The sequence below is a fragment of the Cognatundibacterium oligocarboniphilum genome, assembly GCF_013377855.1.
In the GTDB taxonomy this organism is placed as follows: Bacteria; Pseudomonadota; Gammaproteobacteria; order Burkholderiales; family Burkholderiaceae_D; genus Undibacterium; species Undibacterium oligocarboniphilum.
This window is the reverse complement of record NZ_JABXYJ010000003.1, coordinates 180,172-202,185: the sequence shown is the minus strand read 5'-3', so window position 1 is coordinate 202,185 and position 22,014 is coordinate 180,172. Positions and strand designations below refer to the sequence as shown.

22 protein-coding genes and 3 pseudogenes are annotated in these 22,014 nt (G+C 51.2%); 15 read left to right on the top strand and 10 right to left on the bottom strand.

What is annotated here, in order from left to right:
- Positions 1–59 precede the first annotated feature (59 nt).
- The 5 genes and pseudogenes from HV832_RS06245 to HV832_RS06225 all read right to left on the bottom strand — a co-directional run.
- The gene (locus tag HV832_RS06245) at positions 60–962 is read right to left on the bottom strand and encodes a M48 family metallopeptidase (RefSeq protein WP_176802696.1); all 903 of its coding nucleotides are present in this window, start codon (positions 960–962) and stop codon (positions 60–62) included.
- 121 nt (positions 963–1,083) lie between these two features.
- Positions 1,084–1,830 (bottom strand): lysophospholipid acyltransferase family protein, encoded by a 747-nt coding sequence (locus HV832_RS06240; RefSeq protein ID WP_176802695.1) that lies wholly within the window; start codon positions 1,828–1,830, stop codon positions 1,084–1,086.
- A gap of 20 nt (positions 1,831–1,850) precedes the next feature.
- Positions 1,851–2,414 carry a D-glycero-beta-D-manno-heptose 1,7-bisphosphate 7-phosphatase gene (gene gmhB / locus HV832_RS06235; RefSeq protein ID WP_176802694.1) on the bottom strand — a complete coding sequence of 188 codons (564 nt, stop codon included), beginning with the start codon at positions 2,412–2,414 and terminating at the stop codon, positions 1,851–1,853.
- A gap of 34 nt (positions 2,415–2,448) precedes the next feature.
- Entirely contained in the window at positions 2,449–4,533 is a 2,085-nt protein-coding gene (glyS, locus tag HV832_RS06230) for a glycine--tRNA ligase subunit beta (protein WP_176802693.1), read from the bottom strand.
- A gap of 34 nt (positions 4,534–4,567) precedes the next feature.
- Positions 4,568–4,927 (bottom strand): annotated as a pseudogene (locus tag HV832_RS06225) (glycine--tRNA ligase subunit alpha); the annotation flags it as partial.
- 25 nt (positions 4,928–4,952) lie between these two features.
- Here HV832_RS06225 and HV832_RS17235 point away from each other — a divergent pair.
- The 8 genes from HV832_RS17235 (at position 4,953) to HV832_RS06185 (ending at position 9,888) form a co-directional block, all read left to right on the top strand.
- Entirely contained in the window at positions 4,953–5,102 is a 150-nt protein-coding gene (locus HV832_RS17235) for a hypothetical protein (protein ID WP_244954599.1), read from the top strand.
- A gap of 143 nt (positions 5,103–5,245) precedes the next feature.
- Positions 5,246–5,719, top strand: a complete 474-nt coding sequence (locus HV832_RS06215; RefSeq protein WP_176802692.1) for a GNAT family N-acetyltransferase — start codon at positions 5,246–5,248, stop codon at positions 5,717–5,719.
- A 5-nt stretch (positions 5,720–5,724) separates the two neighbouring features.
- Complete coding sequence (locus HV832_RS06210; protein ID WP_176802691.1) at positions 5,725–6,087, top strand: winged helix-turn-helix domain-containing protein; 363 nt, start codon at positions 5,725–5,727, stop codon at positions 6,085–6,087.
- 148 nt (positions 6,088–6,235) lie between these two features.
- Positions 6,236–7,006, top strand: a complete 771-nt coding sequence (modA, locus tag HV832_RS06205; protein ID WP_176802690.1) for a molybdate ABC transporter substrate-binding protein — start codon at positions 6,236–6,238, stop codon at positions 7,004–7,006.
- Between the two features lie 9 nt (positions 7,007–7,015).
- Positions 7,016–7,840 (top strand): sulfite exporter TauE/SafE family protein, encoded by an 825-nt coding sequence (locus HV832_RS06200; protein ID WP_176802689.1) that lies wholly within the window; start codon positions 7,016–7,018, stop codon positions 7,838–7,840.
- The gene (gene modB, locus HV832_RS06195) at positions 7,831–8,514 is read left to right on the top strand and encodes a molybdate ABC transporter permease subunit (protein ID WP_176802688.1); all 684 of its coding nucleotides are present in this window, start codon (positions 7,831–7,833) and stop codon (positions 8,512–8,514) included. The genes HV832_RS06200 and modB overlap by 10 nt, the downstream gene beginning before the upstream one ends.
- Before the next feature lies 1 nt (position 8,515).
- Complete coding sequence (modC, locus tag HV832_RS06190) at positions 8,516–9,586, top strand: molybdenum ABC transporter ATP-binding protein (RefSeq protein WP_176802687.1); 1,071 nt, start codon at positions 8,516–8,518, stop codon at positions 9,584–9,586.
- On the top strand, positions 9,550–9,888 hold the full coding sequence (locus HV832_RS06185; protein WP_176802686.1) for a hypothetical protein: 339 nt from the start codon (positions 9,550–9,552) through the stop codon (positions 9,886–9,888). Before modC ends, HV832_RS06185 begins: the two co-directional genes overlap by 37 nt.
- A 42-nt stretch (positions 9,889–9,930) precedes the next feature.
- Here HV832_RS06185 and HV832_RS06180 read toward each other — a convergent pair whose 3' ends face one another.
- The 4 genes from HV832_RS06180 to arsD all read right to left on the bottom strand — a co-directional run bounded on the left by HV832_RS06180 (position 9,931) and on the right by arsD (position 14,117).
- Complete coding sequence (locus HV832_RS06180; protein WP_218131972.1) at positions 9,931–11,016, bottom strand: hypothetical protein; 1,086 nt, start codon at positions 11,014–11,016, stop codon at positions 9,931–9,933.
- A gap of 420 nt (positions 11,017–11,436) precedes the next feature.
- Complete coding sequence (locus tag HV832_RS06175; RefSeq protein ID WP_176802684.1) at positions 11,437–11,856, bottom strand: OsmC family protein; 420 nt, start codon at positions 11,854–11,856, stop codon at positions 11,437–11,439.
- A gap of 37 nt (positions 11,857–11,893) precedes the next feature.
- On the bottom strand, positions 11,894–13,657 hold the full coding sequence (arsA, locus tag HV832_RS06170) for an arsenical pump-driving ATPase (protein ID WP_317889347.1): 1,764 nt from the start codon (positions 13,655–13,657) through the stop codon (positions 11,894–11,896).
- A 91-nt stretch (positions 13,658–13,748) separates the two neighbouring features.
- A complete protein-coding gene (gene arsD, locus HV832_RS06165) occupies positions 13,749–14,117 on the bottom strand; it encodes an arsenite efflux transporter metallochaperone ArsD (RefSeq protein WP_176802682.1) in 369 nt (122 codons plus the stop codon).
- Positions 14,118–14,350: 233 nt separating this feature from the next.
- On the opposite strand from arsD, the gene HV832_RS06160 reads away from it, so the two are divergent.
- The 3 genes and pseudogenes from HV832_RS06160 to HV832_RS06150 form a co-directional block, all read left to right on the top strand.
- Entirely contained in the window at positions 14,351–15,520 is a 1,170-nt protein-coding gene (locus HV832_RS06160; protein WP_176802681.1) for a HEPN/Toprim-associated domain-containing protein, read from the top strand.
- Between the two features lie 166 nt (positions 15,521–15,686).
- Positions 15,687–16,520 (top strand): hypothetical protein, encoded by an 834-nt coding sequence (locus HV832_RS06155; protein WP_176802680.1) that lies wholly within the window; start codon positions 15,687–15,689, stop codon positions 16,518–16,520.
- A gap of 60 nt (positions 16,521–16,580) precedes the next feature.
- Positions 16,581–16,931, top strand: a pseudogene (locus HV832_RS06150) (substrate-binding domain-containing protein); the annotation flags it as partial.
- 58 nt (positions 16,932–16,989) lie between these two features.
- Here the strand turns inward: HV832_RS06150 and HV832_RS06145 are convergent.
- A pseudogene (locus HV832_RS06145) lies at positions 16,990–17,583 on the bottom strand (glycine--tRNA ligase subunit alpha); the annotation flags it as partial.
- Positions 17,584–17,792: 209 nt separating this feature from the next.
- Between HV832_RS06145 and HV832_RS06140 the strand changes: the two are divergent.
- From HV832_RS06140 to HV832_RS06125, 4 genes are read left to right on the top strand one after another with little or no spacing between them, the layout of a single operon-like run.
- Entirely contained in the window at positions 17,793–20,333 is a 2,541-nt protein-coding gene (locus tag HV832_RS06140) for a putative bifunctional diguanylate cyclase/phosphodiesterase (protein ID WP_176802679.1), read from the top strand.
- Positions 20,330–20,602, top strand: a complete 273-nt coding sequence (locus HV832_RS06135; RefSeq protein WP_176802678.1) for a hypothetical protein — start codon at positions 20,330–20,332, stop codon at positions 20,600–20,602. The genes HV832_RS06140 and HV832_RS06135 overlap by 4 nt, the downstream gene beginning before the upstream one ends.
- Positions 20,603–20,636: 34 nt before the next feature.
- On the top strand, positions 20,637–21,317 hold the full coding sequence (locus HV832_RS06130; RefSeq protein ID WP_176802677.1) for a 3'-5' exonuclease: 681 nt from the start codon (positions 20,637–20,639) through the stop codon (positions 21,315–21,317).
- On the top strand, positions 21,314–21,934 hold the full coding sequence (locus HV832_RS06125; protein ID WP_176802676.1) for a YkgJ family cysteine cluster protein: 621 nt from the start codon (positions 21,314–21,316) through the stop codon (positions 21,932–21,934). The genes HV832_RS06130 and HV832_RS06125 overlap by 4 nt, the downstream gene beginning before the upstream one ends.
- Positions 21,935–22,014: the final 80 nt, after the last annotated feature.

The window sequence follows — 22,014 nt, the reverse complement described above, 5'->3', positions numbered from 1 at the left end:
CAAACTGCTTGCATTACCTGTCCCGCAGCAGAATGTGCTTCGGGGGATATTTCTGATACTTAAAAGACCGGGAGATCGGCCGTTGCATGCTGACGCAGCTGATGGCGGGCGACCTCAAAATCGGGGAACACGGATTGTACCGTTGCCCAGAAACGCGGGCTGTGATTCATTTCCCGCAAGTGTGCGAGTTCATGAGCGACCACGTAGTCGATGATCAGCGGCGAAAAATGAATCAGGCGCCAGTTCAGCCGGATTTTTCCTTGCGTGGTGCACGAGCCCCAGCGGGTCGTTGCGGCAGACAGTGCCATGCTGTGATAGCGGACATTCAGTTTTTCGGCAAACACCGGTAACCGTTGCATGAATTCATGCCGCGCCTGTTGCTGCAACCATGCCTGCACCCGGTCTTTCAATTGCTGTTCCGTGGCCCCGTTAGGAATGTTAATGATGAGTTCGCCGGTAGCCTGACTGAAATGGGTTCCTGTTGTCGATGCCGGAGCAATTTTCAGGATAATGTCTTGCCCCAGAAACGGCAGTCTGGCGCCATCGCGCCATTGCATGGGGGGCTCGATGCGGCGCTCAGCCCGTTGCCGCCGTTCGCTCAGCTTGCGTGAAATCCATGTCTGCTTGTCGTGGATCGCCAGTTCAATATCTGCAATGCTGACCCAGCGCGGCGCAGTCACGCGTAAGCCGTGATCATTGATCAGAAATCCGATACTGCGCCGTTTGGAGCGTTGCAACTCATATTCAACAACCATGTCTTTCAGCATAATCTGACGCTGGCGCGCAGATTGTGGCGTGGTTGGCGTGAGCGTCAATTCCGGTCCGGCATTGCTGCGGGGGATGATATCGGAAGGAGGTTGAAGTTTGGTGCGCAGTTTTTCTGGAGTCAGCAGGTCACTGAATAAATCCAGTTGCAATGCGGAGTGAATTGCTTTGCCCAAAGTCTGAATGCGTGACGCCATATCAATGTGCCGGAGAAAAAAATCAAATACGCCGGTCAATGTATACCAAGTCAGGATTTTGTGCAGGCTTCGGGTCAAAAAAAGCCTGCATCATTAGCGGATGCAGGCTGTATGGCAGATGTCAGGAATGTTCTTGTCGGTAGACATCCGGGGAGATCACCCGCATTTCCGCTTCGATCCAGTTTTCTACCTGCTGCATCAGTTCGACCGGATTGTACCCTTCAGGTGAAATCGGTTTTCCTACCGAGACGGTCACTGTTCCTGGTTTTTTGATAAAGGAATTTTTGGGCCAGCACTCGCCGGAATTCAGCGCAATCGGCACAACCGGCGTATTGGTTTCCACCGCCAGCCGTGCGCCGCCGCCTTTGTAGTTTCCTTTTTTGCCGACCGCAATCCGGGTGCCTTCCGGGAACATGATGATCCACTGACCATCAGCCAGCCGCTTTTTGCCATGTACGACCACCTGCGCAAACGCGTCCTTGCCTTTGCTGCGGTCGATCGGAATCATGCGCAGCAATGAAATCGCCCAGCCAAAGAAAGGGATGTACGTAATTTCTTTTTTAAACACAAATACCAGCGGACGCGGTGTGGCCATCAGTAAAAAAATGGTTTCCCAGGCAGACTGGTGCTTGGCCAGCAGGATCACCGGCGCATCCGGGAAATTCTCAAACCCTTTGGTCTGGTAATGAATGCCGCAGATGACTTTGGCGGCCCAGATGATAAACACATTCCAGCGCGAGGTGATGTAGTAACGCTGGTTATACGGCAGGAATGCAAACAGCATACTGATTGGCGCCCAGATCACGGTGGCGGCAATCATGATCAGTAAGAAAATCAGGGAGCGGATAAACTGAATAATACGAAGCATGAATACTCCAGAATGTGCGGTCAGGCCGCTGTCTGTGTGTCAGAAGGCGGGGATGCCAATAATTTGTCAACCATTGTGGCCAGATCCAGATAAAGTTCGGTACCCGGAGGTAAGCCGCCTTTTTCCAAACTCTTTTGGCCTTTTCCGGTCAAGACCAGATGCGGGATACAGCCCATCACAAAACCTGCCTGCAGGTCGCGCAGAGAGTCGCCAACCGTATGCACGCCTTTGAGCGGCTGGTCATAGCGGCGGGCAATTTCGTGCAGCATACCGGGTTTGGGTTTACGGCAATCGCAATTATCATCCGCCATGTGCGGGCAAAAGAAAATCGCATCAATCGTCGCTCCGACCTGTTGCGCCATATGATGCATTTTCTGGTGAATCGCATTCAGGGTGGCCATATCAAATAATTTACGACCGATACCGGACTGGTTGGTCGCGACCACCACCCGGTAACCTGCCTGGTTCAGTCGTGCAATGGCTTGCAGCGAGCCGGGAATCGGAATCCATTCATCCGGTGATTTGATGAAGGCGTCCGAGTCCTGATTAATGACACCATCGCGGTCGAGAATGATGAGTTTCATTCCGGCGTCCTTGTAGCTAAATTCATAAACAATCTCAGGCTGCGAGTTTGGAAATATCAGCAACCTGATTCAGCAGGCGGTGCAGGCTGACGAGCAATGCCAGACGGTTATTGCGTAATGCCGGGTCTTCGGCATTCACCATCACGTCATTGAAGAAACTGTCCACACCGGAACGCAATGCTGCCAGGGTTTTCAAGGCACCCGTGTAATCACCGCTGGCGAATGCTGCATCCACTTGCGGACGGACATCGGCCATCGCCTGCGCCAGTGCCTGCTCTGCCGGTTCCTGCAAGAGCGCCGGACTGATTTCGCCCGGAGTGCCTTCTGCTTTTTTGAGAATATTCGTAATCCGCTTATTGGCCGCAGCCAGCGAAACCGATTCCGGCAAAGCAGCAAATGCCTGGACTGCCTGCAGGCGCTCGACGATGGTATCGAGCGTGTCCGGTTGCTGCGCTACCACGGCTTCCACTTCGGTTTGAGAGAATCCGCGTTCACGCAACTGACCACGCAGGCGGTCGGACAGGAAATTCAGGACGTCAGCGGTCGGGTCTTTAAAGTGACTGTTGGCCGCAAATAAACTGACTGCGTTATTCAACAGGGTGCTGATAGATAAAGGCAGGCGTTTTTCCACCAGCATGCGCAAGATGCCAAGTGCATGGCGGCGCAGTGCAAACGGATCGCGGTCGCCTGTCGGTTGCAGACCGATACCCCAGATACCGACCAGTGTTTCCAGTTTGTCGGCCAGTGCCACGGCAGTTCCGGTATCGGTAGCGGGCAAGGTATCTCCGGCAAAGCGCGGCTGATAGTGCTCGGATGCGGCGGCAGCCACCTCTTCATGCTCGCCATCGTGACGGGCATAGTAAGTGCCCATGATGCCCTGCAGTTCAGGGAATTCGCCGACCATATCGGTCAGCAAATCGGTTTTCGCCAGCAAGGCTGCACGTTCAGCCAGTGCAACGTCGCTGTGCAGCGTTGCGGCGATTTTTCCAGCCAGGGTTTTGACGCGCTGAGTGCGTTCTGCCTGGGTCCCGAGCTTGTTGTGATATACCACGTTGGCCAGCAGCGGCAGACGGGATGCCAGTGTTTTTTTCTTGTCTTGCTCAAAGAAAAATTTAGCATCCGACAAACGCGGACGCACTACGCGCTCATTACCCTGAATGATGTGTTCCGGTGTTGCCGTTTCCAGATTCGAGACGATCAGAAAACGTGAACGCAGTTTGCCGTTGCTGTCTGTCAGGGCAAAGTATTTCTGGTTGGTCTGCATCGTCAGGATCAGGCATTCCTGTGGCACGGCGAGGAATTCTGCTTCGAAATGGCATTCGTATACCACCGGCCATTCGACCAGTGCAGTCACTTCCTCCAGCAGCGCTTCCGGCATCAATACCTGATCGGTACCGGCTTTTGCCAGCAGGGTTTGACGGATCTGTTCTTTGCGTTCGCTGAAGCAGGCAATGACTTTACCATCCAGCTGTAAAGTCTTTGCATAGTCATCGGCATGCGCGACAGTGACCAGACCTTGCGACAGGAAGCGATGGCCGCCTGTCAGACGATCGCTTTGCAGACCGAGCAGACTGAGCGGAATCACGGCGTTGCCATGCAAAGCGATCAGCTTGTGCACCGGACGCACAAAGTTCACGGTATTGCCATCCGGGCGCTGATAGCTCATGACTTTCGGAATCGGTAATTTACTGACGGCTTCTTCCAGTGCGCTCTGCAGCGCGGGCGCCAGCGCAGAGCCGGCACTGGTATAACTGTAGAAAAAACTCTCAGCCTTGCCATCGGATGCACGTTCGAGCTGACTGATCTGCACATCGGGAAAACCCATCGCAGCCAGTTTTTTGGTCAGTGGTGCGGCAGGATTACCATTGGCGTCCAGCGCTACGGAAACAGGCAGCACTTTTTCGCGCATCTGCTTGTCCGGCGATGTAGCGCGAACATGAGTGATGCTGACTGCCAGCCGGCGCGGCGAAGCATAGGATGTGGCGGCTGCATCTGCTTCTAAAAAATCACGGGATTTCAGTCCGGCAACGATCCCGGCGGCAAATGCCTCGCCCAGTCTGGCCAGCGCTTTCGGTGGCAGTTCTTCAGTAAATAATTCGACTAATAATGTTTGATTCATATTGGAATTCCTGTCCATTCTGTCCGGATGCCGATCAGGCGGCGTCTGTGTTCTTGACCGCTGGGGCTGGCTTGTGCATGTCATTCGCCGCGCACATCGGGAAGCCCAGTGCTTCACGTGCCGCGTAGTAAGCTGCTGCGACTGCGCGTGACAGATTGCGGATGCGGCCGATGTAGGCTGCGCGCTCGGTGACGGAAATCGCACCACGCGCATCCAGCAGATTGAAGGTGTGTGCGGCTTTCAGGATCATTTCGTAAGCAGGCAGGGCGAGTGATTTTTCTGTCACTTCCAGCAGGCGCTTAGCCTCTGCTTCGTAATTGTTGAACAGGGAAAACAGAAAATCAGTATTGGAATATTCAAAATTGAACGTCGATTGTTCGACCTCGTTTTGGTGNAATGGCTGGGATATCAAAACATTGATGGAATACGTTGGCTGGAAAAGTGTACAAAGTGCGATGCGCTACGTGGATGCCATTGATCCATTTGCTCAGCACAAAATTGAGGCCAGTTTGTCGGCCTCACCTGCAACTGGTGCATTGAAAATTGAAAACAAAGACGACCTCGCATAACCTGCAATATTTAGTTTGTTTAAGGTGTATTTCCACTTAGCTTTGCATGGCATAACACTGGGTCAGCGTTAGCGGTCATCAATAACTAAAAAGTCGTGACTTATAATTTACCCTTAATCTTGCTGACAATCTAATTCGTTCTCATGAAAAATCCATTAAATATCAGGCCAATGACTGAAAACGATGCCGAATCCGTTTCAGGTCTAATGCCAGCCCTCGGATACGTAGCGAGTGCCGCGACGATCAGAGAGCGATTTTTCTCGATTCCAGTAGGGGTAAGTGATTACCTATTCGTCGCTGAAATGGCCAATGAGATCGTTGGATTTTGCCACGTCAAAGGTATTCGTCGAGTTGACAGTGATGGTTATGGAGAAATATTAACGCTCGTTGTAAAAGTCAGCCATCAACGATCCGGTATTGGTCGCGCTCTTGTGCAACATGCCGTAGCATGGATATTTGCTATCGGATTTTCACGTGCGCGACTTGGCTCAGGTGTACATCGTGCTGAAGCACATTTGTTTTATGAATCATTGGGTTTTACAAAATCGAGACCAAGTTGCGCGTTTGAACTTTACAATAAGGTCGAGAGCGCTATCGCTCAGTCTGCGATCGCTTAGTTCACATGAAAACTTCTACGACTAAATCCCTCGCCATTTTGGTTCGCCCTCGCATTTATATTGGCGATGGTATTGCTATTGGCCCTGGCAAAATCGATCTATTGAGACAGATAGGCGAAACGCGCTCCATTGCCGCCGCCGCACGCGTGCTAGGAGTTCCTTACAAACGGGCGTGGTTGCTGATTGTCTCTCTCAATGAAGGCTTTGGCCGACCCGTGATTGAAACAGCCAGCGGAGGTAAAGGCGGTGGCGGAGCTTTGCTGACCCCGTTGGGGCGGGAACTCATTACTTGTTATGACGCGCTTGAGCAGCGCCTCAATGCCGAGGCAACGGCAGAACTTGAAGCGATGCGCGCGTTAGCAGATTAGATTTCCTTGATTTTTATTATGTTCTCGATGAATAAAATGCTTTATGCTCTTCGTTATGTCATTTTTGACCAAACGAAATAAGAGACGCAACGGAAGTTTGATGTAGTGCTTTCCTGTTGATTATCTATTTAAAAAGAGAGTCCTTTTTATGAATCTGTCTAAGCCCGTGCTGTTTATTTGCGCTCTTCTTCTTTCTCTGTCGGCTCATGCCGAGAAAATCACCATTGCGGCAGCGGCCGATCTGAAGTTTGCGATGGACGAAATCGTCACCACCTTCAAGAAAACGAATCCGGCTGATGAGTTAGATGTGGTCTACGGCTCATCCGGTAATTTCAATACACAAATCCAACAAGGCGCCCCTTACGATCTGTTCTTTTCGGCGGATATCGGGTTTGCCCGTGAATTGTTCAAGAATGGTTTGGCGGCTTCCGATGTGATGCCTTACGCGGTCGGCCGCATCGTTCTATGGAGCGCCAGTCACGATGCAACCAAGATGAACCTGGACAGCCTCAGCGATCCGAAGATCACCCGTATCGCCATTGCGAACCCGAAACATGCCCCTTACGGCAGGCGTGCCGAAGAGGCCTTGCGTGCGGCCGGTCTGTGGGACAAGCTTGCGCCCAAGCTGGTGTATGGCGAGAACATCGCTCAGACCGCCCAGTTTGTACAAACCGGCAATGCTCAGGTCGGTATCGTTGCACTCTCGCTGGCGGTCAATCCCGAATTGGCGAACAAGGGTGGCTATTGGTTGATTCCCGACAAACTGCATGCGCCACTGGAACAAGGCTTTGTCGTCACGAAGCGAGCGGCAGGCAATGGGCTAGCTAAGAAGTTTGCCGACTATATGGGTAGTAAGCCAGCTCGCGCCGTCATGACGAAATACGGTTTCGTACTGCCGGGTGATGTCGCCAGCAAGTAAGGAGGTGCCATGACTACGCATCGCCGCAGCAGTCAGGGCTTTGTTGCCGGCTCCCTGATTGGCGCCCTTGGCGGATTGATCGGTTTGGGTGGTGCTGAATTCCGTTTGCCGGTTCTGGTGAGCTTGTTCAAGCTGGGCACTTTGGATGCGATCATCCTTAACAAAGCCATGAGTTTGCTTGTCGTGGTCGCTGCATTGGGGTCTCGGATCAACGTAATTCCGCTGGAGCAATTGGTCTCTCATCGGGATGTGGCTTTGAATTTGCTAGCTGGCAGTCTTGCCGGTGCGTGGTGGGCGGCTGGACACGCTATCACCATGCCGCGTAGATGGCTCGACCGCATCATCATGCTCATGCTAACGGGCTTAGCGCTGGTAATGCTGTCGGAAGCCTGGTTTGGCCTTGAAGGTGCTGCGCCACTTATTGATTCTGGTGCCATGCGATGGGTCGTTGGGCTGATTGCCGGTTTCTGCATCGGCATGGTAGCTGCGCTGCTAGGAGTCGCCGGCGGCGAGCTGCTGATTCCCACCATCGTGCTACTTTACGGCGTCGACATTAAGCTGGCGGGTAGCCTTTCATTGGTAGTGAGTTTGCCCACCATGATCGTCGGCTTTGTACGCTATTCCAGTTCAGATGCCTTTGTCGTACTGCGGCAAGAGCGCCAGTTGTTATGCTGGATGGCCGCAGGTTCAATCCTGGGAGCGACATTGGGTGGCATGTTGTTGGATCTGGTCTCCACACATTGGATGATGGGTATTCTTGGCGTGATTCTGCTGATTTCAGCCATTAAGACATTTCAGCACGCGCAACGACAAAAGGAACATTCATGCTCCTGACGGACAGTGACTTGCAAGCCATGTGGCTAACCGTTCGGCTTGCCGGCATCGTGACGCTGATTCTGCTGCTGTTGGGGACGCCGATCGCCTGGTGGTTGGCTCGCAGCAAAGCTTGCTGGAAAGGGCCAATCGGCGCAATAGTAGCGCTTCCGTTGGTTCTGCCGCCTTCGGTACTGGGCTTTTATCTGCTGCTGACGATGGGGCCGAATGGCCCAGTCGGACATCTGACGCAATGGCTAGGGATCGGATCCTTGCCATTCACGTTCTGGGGGTTGGTCTTCGCCTCAGTGTTTTATTCTTTACCTTTTATGGTGCAGCCACTGCAAACGGCGTTTGAGGCCGTGGGCGAGCGTCCGCTGGAGGTCGCAGCAACATTACGGGCCTCACCGTTGGATGCTTTTTTCACAGTGGCGGTGCCACTCGCTTTACCGGGCTTTTTGAGCGCCTCGATTTTGACTTTTACCCACACGATTGGCGAGTTTGGAGTGGTGTTGATGATTGGCGGCAATCTCCCTGGCGTTACGCGAGTAGTCTCAGTGCAAATCTACGATCATGTAGAAGCCATGGAGTACATGCAAGCGCACCGCCTGGCGGCTGTGATGTTAATTTTTTCTTTCGTTGTTCTGTTGTGCCTGTATTCCTGGCGATCCAATCCCATGAAGAAAGGAGCATGACGTGAGCGAAATTCAAGCGCGTTTTCGCCTCGACTGGCCGGGATTTAAGCTTGATGTCGACCTGAATTTGCCGCACCGTGGCGTAACCGCCTTGTACGGCCCATCGGGTTCCGGCAAGACGACCCTGCTGCGGTGTATTGCCGGGCTGGAAAAGGCTCTGGCAGGATATCTGGTTGTTGACGGTGAGGTCTGGCAAGACGAACGCCACTGGCTACCTACTTACAAGCGTCCGCTCGGCTATGTGTTTCAAGAGGCGAGTTTGTTTGCGCACCTTACCGTGATGGGTAATCTGCGCTATGGCAGACGGCGCATGTCAGATGTACAAAGGGTCAGTCTGGAGCAGGCAATCGAATTGTTGGGTATCGCTCATCTGCTTGATCGCAAACCTGATCGATTGTCCGGAGGCGAGCGAAGTCGTGTGGGCATTGCACGTGCATTGGCCGTCAGTCCACGCATACTGCTGATGGACGAACCCTTGGCCGCACTCGATTTGAAACGCAAACAAGAAATATTGCCTTATCTTGAGCGCCTGCGTGATGAGCTGAACATTCCTATACTCTATGTCAGCCACTCACCTGAAGAAGTGGCGAGACTGGCTGATTATCTGGTTGCGATGGAAAGTGGACATGTTTTGGTTTGCGGCTCGTTAGCCGACACACTGCCGCGCCTCGATCAACCTGTTCGCTTGGGGGAGGAAGCGGGAACGGTTCTTGATGCCAAAATTGTCCAGGTGGATACGGAATGGTGTTTGGCAAGAGTCGAGTTTGCCGGCAGCAGCCTCTGGGTCAGAGATCAGGGACTATCGATCGGTCGCCGGGTGCGAGTGCGGGTGTTGGCACGAGACGTGAGTCTTGCCGTTGAACCACCGGGGAAAAGCAGTATCCAAAATATCCTGCAAGGACATGTTGATGCGATCGCCGATGACGATCATCCTGGTATCGCGCTGGTGCGCGTACGGGTAGGAAACGTCGTATTACTGTCGCGCCTGACCAGGCGAGCAGCGGCATTGCTCGGTATAGTTTCCGGTCAACCGGTGTGGGTGCAGGTGAAATCTGTTGCGCTTATAGAATAGCGACTGCGGGAGCCGCACAGGTCAACGGTATCTACGCCAAGGAAACTGAAGTCGGATTTATGATCGGACTGATTGAATCCGATGAGCAAGTCAACGAAATTATTACTGGTATCAAACGCGGAATACAAGAAGATGCAACCATTCAATTGTTGAGGATGCTCACTAATAAGAATGGTAAAACGATTATTTCTCCTAGCCCTATATTTCCGGCGTGCGAATTTGATTCCCGACACGCCCGCGATCATGTGCCGAACACGAATGACGTTTTGATCGGTTACATCTTCCTATCACATCGAAAATAAGTTTTGCTTATCTGTCGCCGGTTATCGGCTACGAGCATCACGTTAAAACGGTCCCACATAAACCGGCGCGAAACCTCCGCCTGGCGTGCGGAAATTGGTCGTTTGCCCTTGATATAAACGTGCGGCTATCCATTGCACTTTGCCGTCGTAGGCGTACGCCCGCAAATCGAATTTCAGGGTTTGCGCTGGATCCTCTTCCGAAATGATCCGCTCGCCCGGCATGACCAGCGCTTGCGCGACGTATTGTCCCGATAAAATCTCTTGCCAAACGCGCAGTGTCAGCTTGTCGCCGCGATAGGCTGCACGGCTTCCAAAACCAGCCGCCGGCTTAAAGAACAGACGTTTCCTCTCGCTCCACAAGCGATCCGCATTCTCTGGCGTTACCAATTCAGTGTGCGGAATGCTGGCAAGCAGTATCTTCTGCACGTCTTCAGGGACGCCCAACGCGGCTAACATTTGCTTGTCGCTGAATATGGCCAGATTACGCTTATCGGCATACAAGGCATGGGCTTGCGGGTGTGGTGTGATTACTGCGGCGTCTTGCAGGCAGGCCTCGCGTAAAACGCGACTTTCCGGTAGTTCCAAGTAAAAATCGGTCAGCCGGTTGTAGACCAGATCAATCGCCATCCCGCTGCACGATAATTTTCCATCGTTGAGTTGCAGGGCCGAGGGGTCGGCAATGATCGCCCGTATCCCGTAACGCTTGAACAAGCGCTCGAATAACAGAAATTCCGGATACAGGTATTGTTGTGCCGGATATTGATCCACAATCGCGATACTTGCCAAAGGTCGCGTATGACCGCAGTTCGCCCATTCTTGCCTGAACATTTCAACGATGCGCTCCTCGAAAGCCTGCGCAAATGACGGCGGCGGCACCAGATCTTGTACAGCCGCACAGCATGCGCGCTGCGCGCGCGCCAGTACGGCATTGAGCATCGCGCCGCCGGCATTGGTATTCACCTCAATCAAACCGAAACCACTCTGATTCACATGAAAGTCGTAACCGAAGAAAACACTTTGTTGACCGGGCGGCGGATGCCGTGCCGTCTCCGGTGCGTCCGCCAATACGAATTCGCGGTACGCCGGTAGCGCAACGACGCTCTCTATGGCGCGTATGAGATTGTGCATGCGTAGTGCATGGACCTGCGAGAGAAACACCGGGCGAGCAGAAAACAGATGCGGACAACGTTGCTGTATCAGCTCCACTAAATCGTGCTCAGCAATTTCAGATTCCAGTGCATGCGATAAAGCGTTCTGATCAAGACTGACGCAAAAACATTCTGCGTTTAACCGTTGAACGGACTCTGCTCCTTCATTGAGATGAGTTTCCGTGGACGTTGCTGTACTCACTACGCCGGTTTGATTTGCCGGTACACTATCTGTCATTACAGCCTCGCTGAATTGAGTCCATGTCGATATCTATTTTCTCGCGTTGATTGGTGCTGTCCGCATTCCCATCTGGTCAATATTCGGTGCACGTCAGCACAGGTATGACTCAAAAACTGGAATTTTTGCGTTGAAATATCTCGACGTTACGTCGTCGCAGTTTCAGCGACGACGTAACGTCCCCTTTAAATCGGTGCCGGGTGCCACAGTATTAAAAACTGTCCCATATTTTTTGACATTCTCATGCAGCAAGTCGAGCCGATGATCGGATTCATCCGTGTCGACGATAATTTCGTATCGAACGGATTCCAATTTCGGCGGAACATCTTGTCGCACACCGTCGATAATGACGTCAACCCCACGCAAGTTAAATTTTAGGATTGGAACTACTCGCTCTATGCCTTTAATCATGCAAGCGGACAGTGCCGCCAGAAGTAATTCAGCGGGATTAAAGGCATTTGGATTGCCTGCAAGATTCGTATCAAGCGGAATTTCAGCATTTTTGCAACGTGCTAAGCTACCATTTTCGTCAATGCGAACAGACTCGATATGAAAGGTCATTTTTACTTTATTTTGAGACATGATTTTGGTCTCTCTTCAGAGAATTACCTTTGATATTTTATTTGGCGTTATGCAACAATTTCTTTAATCGCTCAAGACCGACAGGTTCCTCTGCTTGCAAGGGAATTACCGCCCAACGTGGTGCATATTTGGTTGCGACATCATTAATCTGAGCCAGTTCATTACGTGCCCGTTGGCGTAATAAATTTGATTGAGGGTTTGCCATGGCAAGACTGTTATTGATGATCCACGCCCATGGCTCAATACCTGCGCGACGGAGGTCTTCTTGCAAACCAGCCGCTTCCAGCACGGGAGTTGTTTCTGCCAGAGTAATGATGACGACCTTGGTTTGGCTTGGATCCTGCAGTTGCATCATAGGCGTTGTGAAGTGAACGCTAGTATTGGCCATCTGCCGTTCAATTTCCCTGTGGTAGGCTCCCGTGGCATCAAGTAGGAGCAAGGTGTGGCCGGTAGGTGCCGTATCCATGACTACAAATTTCTTACCGGCTTCACGAATAATGCGTGAGAAAGCTTGGAATACGGCGATCTCTTCTGTACAAGGTGAACGTAAGTCTTCTTCCAGTAAGGCCCGGCCTTGTTCATCCAGATTTTTATCTTTGCTTTTCATGACTTCGTCACGATAGCGTTCTGTCTCGACAAGTGGGTCAATGCGACTGACCGTCAAATTCTCCAGGGTGCCGTCCAGTGTCTCAATCAAATGGGCAGCTGGGTCTGAAGTCGTCAAATGTACGAGGTGACCAAGATTAGCCAGCTCTACCGCAATGGCTGCAGCAACGGTAGTTTTACCTACGCCGCCTTTGCCCATAGTCATAATCAGGCCGTGACCACTTCCAACCAGACTACCGACCAGATTGGATAAACTGGGCACTGCTGGAATTTCTACTGAAGGTGTTTCAATACTCTTATCGCCCAAATTTTCTGGTGTGAGTAAGGCACGTAAGGCAGGCAAGCCTACAAGGTTAAATGCTTGCAAAGGCACATAATCAGTCGGGGCACCACTTAGTATCGTCGGCATAGCAGATAATGCTGCTTGCTCTCGCTTCCAGACAGCTGCGGCAAGAATATCTTCTTTAACTTCGCTGTCAGGTAAGACACCATTGATAACCAGATACTGATGTTTGAATCCTATATCTGCCAACTCTTCATGGGTACGCGCAGCCTCTCGTAAGGTCGCGCTTTGTGCACGGGCAACCAACACCATACGTGTGCGTAGTGGGTCAGACAATGCATCAACTGCAGCGTGATATTGCTCGCGCTGTTTCTCTAATCCAGCCAGTGGGCCGAGACAGGATGCGTCACCTTTACCTTCTTCAAGAAAGCCCGACCAGGCGCCGGGGAGTTGCAGCATACGTATCGTATGGCCAGTGGGAGCCGTATCAAAAATGATATGGTCAAAGTCTTTTAATATAGAAGGATTAGTCAGCAAATCAGTGAATTCATCAAAAGCAGCGATCTCTGTCGTACATGCACCAGATAGTTGTTCTTCTATGCTTTTGACAACAGCGTCAGGCAGTACCCCTCGTACTGGTTCGACAATGCGATTTCGATACACCTGCGCAGCGGCTTGCGGGTCGATCTCCATGGCAGACAGATATGCGACATCAGGCACAGGTGTGATGGTATTTCCAATCTGGATGCCAAATACCTGACCTACATTGGAAGCCGGGTCGGTACTAACGATCAACACTCTTTGCTTTTGATCGGCCAAATTAATCGCCGTCGCACATGCCAGCGAAGTTTTGCCAACTCCACCTTTGCCGGTGAAAAATAAGAATTTTGGAGGTTTTGTCAGAAAAAGCACGGAATTCCTTTGATCTAAATTAATTACAAATTTACAAATCACAGACTTACGTTGACCTGTGCGCCAACACATTCATCCAACCGATTTACACTTAACAGCTCTTACCACCACCGCAGCACGAAGAATTAGTGGGTGACGCACCGACGACGGGAAGAATGCTGACACCGGCCCAGCGCGCCAGCTCCGCACGCTTAGGATAGCGTCCTGTCAATGCGATTTCACCGTTGACCAGTATTAACGGCAACCCCTCCTGTCCAGATCGCTCTAAAAATCCTTTTACAGTGACGTTCTCAGCAAACGCCATCGGCTGCTGCGCTAAGTTAAATCGCTCAATAACACCACCTTGCGATTTCAACCAATCGGCATCAGCAGAAAAATTGACTAGTTGCTGATCAATCTCGACACCACAAACACCGGTACTACAACAAAGTGCGGGGTCAAATACTTGTATTGTCGTCATAAAAAACTCCTGTCAAAGAAAAAACTGCATCTTTTTTAAAATACCATACTTCCATATTAGTTGAATTATAAAATTAAATTGACAGCATGAATATGAGCTTGATCGTGATCAAACTTGGAGGCGTTATTAAATTCATGATTGCCGATGTACATTTTTGCAATGTCCTAATCGGATACGCAGAATAGTTGGTAATATCAAATTTTGATTCAACGTATTAACGAAAAACTATCAACATGGGATCATATTCTGGACTTAATCTTGGACCATTTTCGATCACGGAAAGTAAGAACGAATTTATTTCTTATCATAGTGAATTATTTCAGGCACAAGATTTAGTTGTTTCCCCACTCCATGAGGAAACAACACCCGAAGAGCATTACGAACGTCCATTAAGATTGGTCTTGGAGCGATTGGAACTTTTAGGGCATACGCTTGAACGAGCACGCCGCGAATTTGAACGACCTAATCCCTACTCGTTTGCGGACCCATTGCCTTTCACCTTCGACCAGGTATTGGAAATTCTTCAGGGAATCGACGTCAGTAAATTGAGCAGTAGGTATTCCGAAGAATTTAATGATGACATAGTTAGCCCTTTAGAAATTCTACAGACCGTACGAACGGTGCAAGTCCCGCATGATGTTGAAACCAACCATTGGGATTTATATGCACTGATTAGGAATTTTGACCCATACACATTACTGAGGATTTTTGCAGAAAATCCTGTGAATTTGGATTTGCCAGTCATTTGGTTCTTTAATGATGTCGTAAAAGGCGGGTGGGTAGAGCGCGACCATATTCAAGCGGGGATAAGCGAGCATGCAGCATACCTGCTTGTCACTGAGGGTAGTTCCGATGCAAAAATACTAAGGCATGCTTTTGATGTTTTACGCCCGAACATCAGCGAATTTTTTCGTTTCGTCGATATGGCGGACGGTTATCCATTTTCGGGCACAGGTAATCTGGTGAACTTTGTGAAGGGCCTGGTCAGCATCCGCATTCAAAACAATGTTGTATTCATCTTTGACAACGATGCAGAAGGCGTTGCCAGCATGAAGAAGTGTAATGCTCTGGCGCTTCCCGGTAATATGAAAATGATGAAATTGCCCGATCTGGAGGCATTCAACCGTTTTCTCACTATTGGGCCACAGGGGCCACATTTTGATGATATCAATGGGTGTGGTGCCGCAATCGAGTGTTACCTTGATTTGCCAGAAAATGCTTGCGTACGCTGGAGTAATTACAATGAAGCACTGGGTGTCTATCAAGGTGCGCTGGAACATAAAGACAAGTATAAAAAAGACTTCCTGAGTCAGAATGGTCATGTCGAGTCCTATGACTATCAGAAACTTCAGTGCGTTCTGGATGCCATCATTGCGGTAAGTGTTTCGATAACCACTTCTTAGCAAGAAAAAATATGGGCCTGTGGGTGATGCATTGCGGTGTATCACCACATAGTTTTGTCTGTAATGAAGATGTCACGCTAAATCCTTACAATCAATTCCATAGTTATTGAATTGCAGTAATGTAAAAGCATATCTTTTTAACGATATAAATTGATTGAGCGTAACCATGCCCCCCATTCTTAACATTAAATTTGTCGCAGTCATTTCTTTGATGTTGTGTATCGATTCGCGCGCGGCTTTTTCTAAGCCCCCTATAGCGAATACAGGTGGCAGTCTGCTTACAGCGGGTATCTGTCGGATCGAATCTGAGCGCAGCTATAAGCTTAGTTTGCAGATTGCCTTAGGAATTTTGGGTGATCAAGCACGAAGAGAGCTTGATCGATCAATTGCCTCTATTAGTCGCATGCGCCAAGAATTGAATGGGCTCAACGACAAGTCCGCCAAAACAGCGAAAGCATTGACGAGAGCCAATTCTGCGCTAACAGATCAAGTAGATAGCCTGCCCAAACTAACAGCGGCTAATGCCAGTGTGATGTATGACGTGAACGAGGATTTACTAAATAAGTTGAATTTTTTATCGTTTTCGCTCGAAGCAGAATCTAGCGAAGGCAGTTCTCGCCTGGCTGCCCTGGCACTCAGGCAGGCTTCACTGGCTCAACGTATGGCAAAAATCATACTGCTCAGATCGCTAGACAAGTCGATGGTGTCCAAGCAAGGCTTGCAGGTGGATCTTAATCAATCTCGAATTGAATTCAAAAATGGCCTGGATTTACTAACCGCAGAAGCTGAATCTGATAAGCAACTCAAAGCCCGCGTCGAAGTCGCCCGAGGTCAATGGTTGTTCTATGAAACAGCGTTGGTCTCGATGACAAATAGCACCAACGACTTGCGCAACATCTCAACGACAAGTGACCGTATTGCCGAGCAAATGATTGAACTGGTCTATCTGAGCAACTCAATGCCTATAGACAAGATGAATACCGCACGCTGGCAATACTGAAGCAACGATTGAAGAAAGTGTATTTATTTCAGTTTTAGCCCCGCCAACCAAGGAAAATCCATGAAAAACCTCCGTTTTGATTACCTGCCTTCCGTTGTTCTGTTAACGCTGACTGCAGGCTTGTCCATTCCAGTAAATGCCCAAACCTTTATTAAAATTGATGGCTCAAGCACAGTTTTCCCCATTACCGAAGCCGTTGCCGACGATTATCAAGCTAGTAAGAAAGGTGCAGTCAAAGTCACCATCGGCATTGCTGGAACTGGTGGTGGCTTTAAGAAGTTCTGTAAAGGTGAAACCGATATCTCTGACGCATCTCGCCCCATTCTCAAAAAAGAGATGGAAGAATGTGCCAAGAACGGCATTAAGTACATGGAGTTGCCTATTGCATTTGACGCCTTGACCGTAGTGGTGAATCCGAAAAACAAATTCCTTAGCAAAATTACGGTAGAAGAACTCAAAAAAATGTGGCAAACACGTCGCCGTAGGAAAGACGTACGGTTTTTCCGTTTTCTTCGCGTTCGGTCCAAACCAGATCGTACACATTTTCGACGCCTTGCAGATACATCGCCAGACGTTCGATACCGTAAGTGATTTCGCCCAGAATTGGTTTGCAGTCGAGGCCGCCGACTTGCTGGAAATACGTAAACTGCGTGACTTCCATCCCATTGAGCCAGACTTCCCAGCCCAGGCCCCAGGCACCCAGCGTCGGGTTTTCCCAGTCATCCTCGACAAAGCGGATATCGTTCTGCTGCAAATCGAGCCCCAGCGCCTTCAGCGAGCCGAGATAGAGGTCGAGAATATTTTCTGGTGCCGGTTTTAACACCACCTGATATTGGTAGTAGTGTTGCAGGCGGTTAGGGTTTTCGCCGTAACGGCCGTCTTTTGGACGGCGCGAAGGTTGCACATAAGCGGCACGCCAGGGTTCCGGGCCGATGGCGCGCAGAAAGGTACCGGTGTGCGATGTCCCTGCGCCCACTTCCATATCGTAAGGCTGCAACAGGGCGCAACCCTGTTTGTCCCAGTAATCTTGTAATGTCAGGATGATTTGTTGAAATGTGAGCATCGTGCTGTCTGCCTTGTGCGCCCCGGAAGGAGCGGGAGAAAAATGTTTGCCAAACCTTCGATTTTAACCTAGAAATGCTGGTAAATCTGACATAAACCAGGACTTTGCTGCAATGCGAAACAAGTTTGCTTGCCGTTTAGATACGGATTGATAATGTTTCTATTGCGCCAATTTTTTATACAAGGTATAAAAATCCTTTGACCAATTTCATGACCAGACGAGGAGTGGCACCACAGATGGGCACAATCGGGCAGGTGGATTCTCTGGATGCAGAGTCGCAACGGCTGGAACATTGGTATTTATTACTGGGGGAGTTGACGCACTGTCTGTGGTCGCCTCATGCGCTGCCTGCCATGTTGCAGGATTTTTGCCGGATTCTGGTGCAGCGGGCGGGGTATTTACAGGCGGATATTCTGCTGGAGCAGCAAGGGCAGACTGAGACTTATACTTTCACCGCCGGAATGCCGGAGCAGGCTGAACCGTACACAGGGGCTGCCGACAGTATGCACGACCTGATGGTCAGCGAACTGATAGCACCGCAGAGGCGTTTGACATTGCATGCGCGTGCACCCGAACACTTTACCGATGTTCATCCCTTGCATCAGGTATTGGGCCGTTTTTTTCGGGAACTCGCTGACGCTATTCTGGCGCAGTTGGGGATGCCGGGTCATCGGGATTTGCAGAATGATCTGGAACTGCTGGCACTGTCGGTGCAGCAAAGCCCGTTTTCTATCCTGATTACCAATGCACTGGGCGAACTGGAGTATTGTAATCAGGCGTATACCCGCCAGTCCGGATTCACGCTGGCTGAGTTGGAAAGCAAATGCGTGTTATGGGATAACGGCTTTCCGGACGATTTGCAGCACCGTGCGGCATTTACCGCTCTGCAACCCGGCGAACACTGGCATGGCGATATCCAGACCCGCCATAAAGCGGGACATTGTTATTGGGAGCGGCAGGTAGTCAGTCCGTTGTGCGATGAGCATGGACGGGTCACGCATCTGATTGCGGTGCGCCAGATTATCAACGACGACCAGTTTCAGATCAGGGAAGTGGAGCAGGCTTTGCTGCTGCGGGAGCAGGCGCTGGTATCGAGCAGCAATGGCATCATGATCACGCGCAGCGATGATCACGATCATTCTATCGTCTACGTCAATCCTGCGTTTGAGCGCATTACCGGTTACCGTGCCGAAGAAGTGATCGGACGCGAAGGCCGCTTTCTGGTGCGGGAAGACATGGCGCAGCCGGATCTGGAAGAAATTCGTTCTGCATTGCGGGAAAAGCGCGAGGGGCGTGCCCTGCTGCGCAATTACCGCAAAGATGGTTCGCAATTCTGGAATGAACTGCACATTTCGCCGGTCAAGGATGCCGCCGGCGCCATCACCACGCATTTTGTCAGCGTCATCAACGATGTCAGTGAGCGGGTCAATTACCAGAAAGAACTGGAATATCACGCTACCCATGACAGCCTGACCGGTCTGGCCAACCGCAGTCTGCTGAACGATCGTATTACGCAAGCCATTGCATGGGCCAAGCGGCAGGAGCTGCATGTCGGCCTGATGCTGCTTGATCTGGATCACTTCAAACTGATCAATGATGCTTCCGGTCATGGTGCCGGTGACGAGATGCTGAAACAGGTCGCGCAACGCCTGAATCTGTGTGTGCGTGATACAGACACCGTAGCACGCCTGGGTGGTGACGAGTTCGTGATTGTGCTGACGGATCTGCCTGAGAGCGGAGATGTGGATGCGATTGCTGAAAAAGTGCGGGATTCCCTGGCGCGGCCAATGCTGATCAATGGCGCGGAAGTGTTTGTGACCGCCAGTATCGGCATTTCGGTCTATCCGCGCGATGGCGATCATGGCGAAATTCTGCTGCGTTATGCCGACATTGCGATGTACCGGGTCAAGGAACACGGGCGTAACAGCGCACGTCAGTTTGTGCCAGAGATGGGCGTGACCGCCATCAGCCGCCTGAACATGGAAGGTGCGATGCGGCGCGGGCTGGAGCGGGGTGAATTCAGTCTGCATTACCAGCCGAAGATTGATCTGGTGACGCATACCGTGATTGGCGCCGAGGCACTGGTTCGCTGGCATCATCCGCAGATTGGCCTGATACAGCCTGTTGAATTTATTCCGCTGGCAGAAGAGACCGGACTGATCCTGCCGTTGGGAGAGTGGGTGTTGAATGAAGCCTGTCGCCAGCAGGTGATCTGGCGCAATCACGGCTTACCGCTGCTGAAGATTGCCGTCAATATGTCTTCGCGCCAGTTCAGGCAGGACGATTTATCGGAACGTATTGCCAGGATCATTCAGGATTCTGGCGCTGATCCGCACCAGCTGACGCTGGAGTTGACCGAAAGCATGGTGATGCAGGATGTCAGCAGCACGTTGTCCGCATTACGTTCTCTGAAAAAACTGGGTTTATCGATTTCGCTGGATGATTTTGGAACAGGTTATTCCAGTTTGTCTTATTTGCGCCGTTTTCCGATTGATGAATTGAAAATCGATAAATCCTTCATCAATGATATTCATGTGAATCCGGACGATGCCGCGATTGCGAGCGCCATCGTCGCGATGGGACTGAGTCTGGGGTTGAACGTCGTGGCAGAAGGGGTGGAGAAAATTGAGCAAATACAGTTACTGAAAGAGATGCATTGCCATCAGGTGCAAGGTTATTATTTTGCCAAACCGATGGATGCGGCGGCTTTTGAAAATTATCTCATTCGATATCCGGTGAAAATATCATGACCAGACTGCTGTGGCAGATTGCCGGTATTCAGGAATTATCGCAGCAGTTGGTAGATGCCAGCCTGCAGCAGTCCTGTGCCGTCAGCGATGCGACCGTTTATCATTTCCGGCATGATGGACTGGATAAACTGGCTATTTCGCTGAAAGACGGTCAGGTCGTGATGATCTCGCCGGATGTTCCGCAGGCGCAGCGTCGGCGGCGTCAGGATCTGCACGGGGAAACTGTACCGCCGGAACCGGTTGTCACCGATGACGGAAAGATAAAATGAGTGATCCGGCAGGCCGCACATCAGACCAGAAAGAATGAATCAGGAAATTAATCACGAGCCGGCTCCTTCGTTGCCGGCATATCCCGGAATCGCCATTCAGAATGTCACGCTGGTGCTGCATGACACAATGGCGGAACAGGTGTGCGAGCAACTGATGTCCGTGCCGGTGCTGGGCTTTGATACCGAGACCCGGCCTGTATTTCAGAAAGGGCAGCGCCACAACGGACCGCATCTGATCCAGCTGGCGACCGAACAACAGGTTTTTTTATTTCCGGTGCAAGGTCCTGCGCTCAGTGAGCGGCAACATACTGTGCTGAAGCAGATTTTGGAAGCCAGCCACGTTCTGAAGGCAGGGTTCGGATTGAGTGATGATCTGAAAAGCCTGAAAGACAAGCTGGGCATTCTCACTGCGCCGGTACTGGACCTGGCAAAAGCATTACGCGAAAACAAGCATGCCGATATGGGCGCCAAAACGGCAGTGGCCAAATTTTTCGGGATGCAGTTGTCCAAATCAAAAAAAATCTCCACGTCGAACTGGGCGCAGCATCCACTGACGGAAAAGCAGATTTTGTATGCAGCCAATGATGCCCATGTGGCCCTGCTGGTCTATCAGCACTGGCAGCAGCGACTGGACGTGCAACATATGGTCAATGCCGGAAAACACACTCAGGGAAGGATATTGTCCGGAATGCCGGACAATATGGATATACGATGACGGTCGATGCGCTGAGCGAGCAGGAACAGCAGAGTTTTTTGCAGGCGATTACGCTGGTGCGCAACACTCAGGGACGCAGGCTGACGGTCGCGTCGGTGACGCCGCAGCAGATGATGCAACAGCTGCATCAAAATATTGACCAGATCAGCCAGCAGAAATTCGACGGCAGGCAGGTGGCGTGCGCTGCCGGATGCAGCCATTGCTGCCGCCGGCAGAGGGTGGAAATCACCCAGGCAGAAGCGGCTTTCATTGCCGGACAGATGACTCTGCATGAACCGGATCTGGCCCGGCAGACCTATGCACGTTTGCAGCAGGCTGCTGCCGCGGAGCAGAAGGAGACGGCATGCCCGTTGCTGCATGACGAAAAGTGCAGTATTTATGCCTGGCGTCCGGCGGTATGTCGGAAAGCACATTCGTATGATGCCAGCGCATGTGCGACAGCAAGCGAGACGTTGCCGCAAAATCTGGAGCGGCTGCTGCGCTCCGAAGCCTTGATGACCGGGACCCGGCTGGCACTGGACGACCACGGATGGCCCCAGACACCGCTATTGTTGGGCGAAGGCTTGCTGATGGCGTTCAGTCAGGTATGGCAGATACCGGATCAGGCAGAGGATTGAGATGAACAACGCTTCCCAGTCTCTATCCTCTCAGCAGAACTGTCTGCGGTGCAGACATTACTACATCACGCATGATGCCG

What these genes read in the sequence shown, in the direction of transcription:
- HV832_RS06245 (WP_176802696.1), bottom strand. Translation starts at nt 962, where the DNA reads ATGGCGTCACGCATTCAGACTTTGGGCAAAGCAATTCACTCCGCATTG.
- HV832_RS06240 (WP_176802695.1), bottom strand. Translation starts at nt 1,830, where the DNA reads ATGCTTCGTATTATTCAGTTTATCCGCTCCCTGATTTTCTTACTGATC.
- gmhB (WP_176802694.1), bottom strand. Translation starts at nt 2,414, where the DNA reads ATGAAACTCATCATTCTCGACCGCGATGGTGTCATTAATCAGGACTCG.
- glyS (WP_176802693.1), bottom strand. Translation starts at nt 4,533, where the DNA reads ATGAATCAAACATTATTAGTCGAATTATTTACTGAAGAACTGCCACCG.
- HV832_RS17235 (WP_244954599.1), top strand. Translation starts at nt 4,953, where the DNA reads ATGGAATACGTTGGCTGGAAAAGTGTACAAAGTGCGATGCGCTACGTG.
- HV832_RS06215 (WP_176802692.1), top strand. Translation starts at nt 5,246, where the DNA reads ATGAAAAATCCATTAAATATCAGGCCAATGACTGAAAACGATGCCGAA.
- HV832_RS06210 (WP_176802691.1), top strand. Translation starts at nt 5,725, where the DNA reads ATGAAAACTTCTACGACTAAATCCCTCGCCATTTTGGTTCGCCCTCGC.
- modA (WP_176802690.1), top strand. Translation starts at nt 6,236, where the DNA reads ATGAATCTGTCTAAGCCCGTGCTGTTTATTTGCGCTCTTCTTCTTTCT.
- HV832_RS06200 (WP_176802689.1), top strand. Translation starts at nt 7,016, where the DNA reads ATGACTACGCATCGCCGCAGCAGTCAGGGCTTTGTTGCCGGCTCCCTG.
- modB (WP_176802688.1), top strand. Translation starts at nt 7,831, where the DNA reads ATGCTCCTGACGGACAGTGACTTGCAAGCCATGTGGCTAACCGTTCGG.
- HV832_RS06180 (WP_218131972.1), bottom strand. Translation starts at nt 11,016, where the DNA reads ATGCACAATCTCATACGCGCCATAGAGAGCGTCGTTGCGCTACCGGCG.
- HV832_RS06175 (WP_176802684.1), bottom strand. Translation starts at nt 11,856, where the DNA reads ATGTCTCAAAATAAAGTAAAAATGACCTTTCATATCGAGTCTGTTCGC.
- arsD (WP_176802682.1), bottom strand. Translation starts at nt 14,117, where the DNA reads ATGACGACAATACAAGTATTTGACCCCGCACTTTGTTGTAGTACCGGT.
- HV832_RS06160 (WP_176802681.1), top strand. Translation starts at nt 14,351, where the DNA reads ATGGGATCATATTCTGGACTTAATCTTGGACCATTTTCGATCACGGAA.
- HV832_RS06155 (WP_176802680.1), top strand. Translation starts at nt 15,687, where the DNA reads ATGCCCCCCATTCTTAACATTAAATTTGTCGCAGTCATTTCTTTGATG.
- HV832_RS06140 (WP_176802679.1), top strand. Translation starts at nt 17,793, where the DNA reads ATGACCAGACGAGGAGTGGCACCACAGATGGGCACAATCGGGCAGGTG.
- HV832_RS06135 (WP_176802678.1), top strand. Translation starts at nt 20,330, where the DNA reads ATGACCAGACTGCTGTGGCAGATTGCCGGTATTCAGGAATTATCGCAG.
- HV832_RS06130 (WP_176802677.1), top strand. Translation starts at nt 20,637, where the DNA reads ATGAATCAGGAAATTAATCACGAGCCGGCTCCTTCGTTGCCGGCATAT.
- HV832_RS06125 (WP_176802676.1), top strand. Translation starts at nt 21,314, where the DNA reads ATGACGGTCGATGCGCTGAGCGAGCAGGAACAGCAGAGTTTTTTGCAG.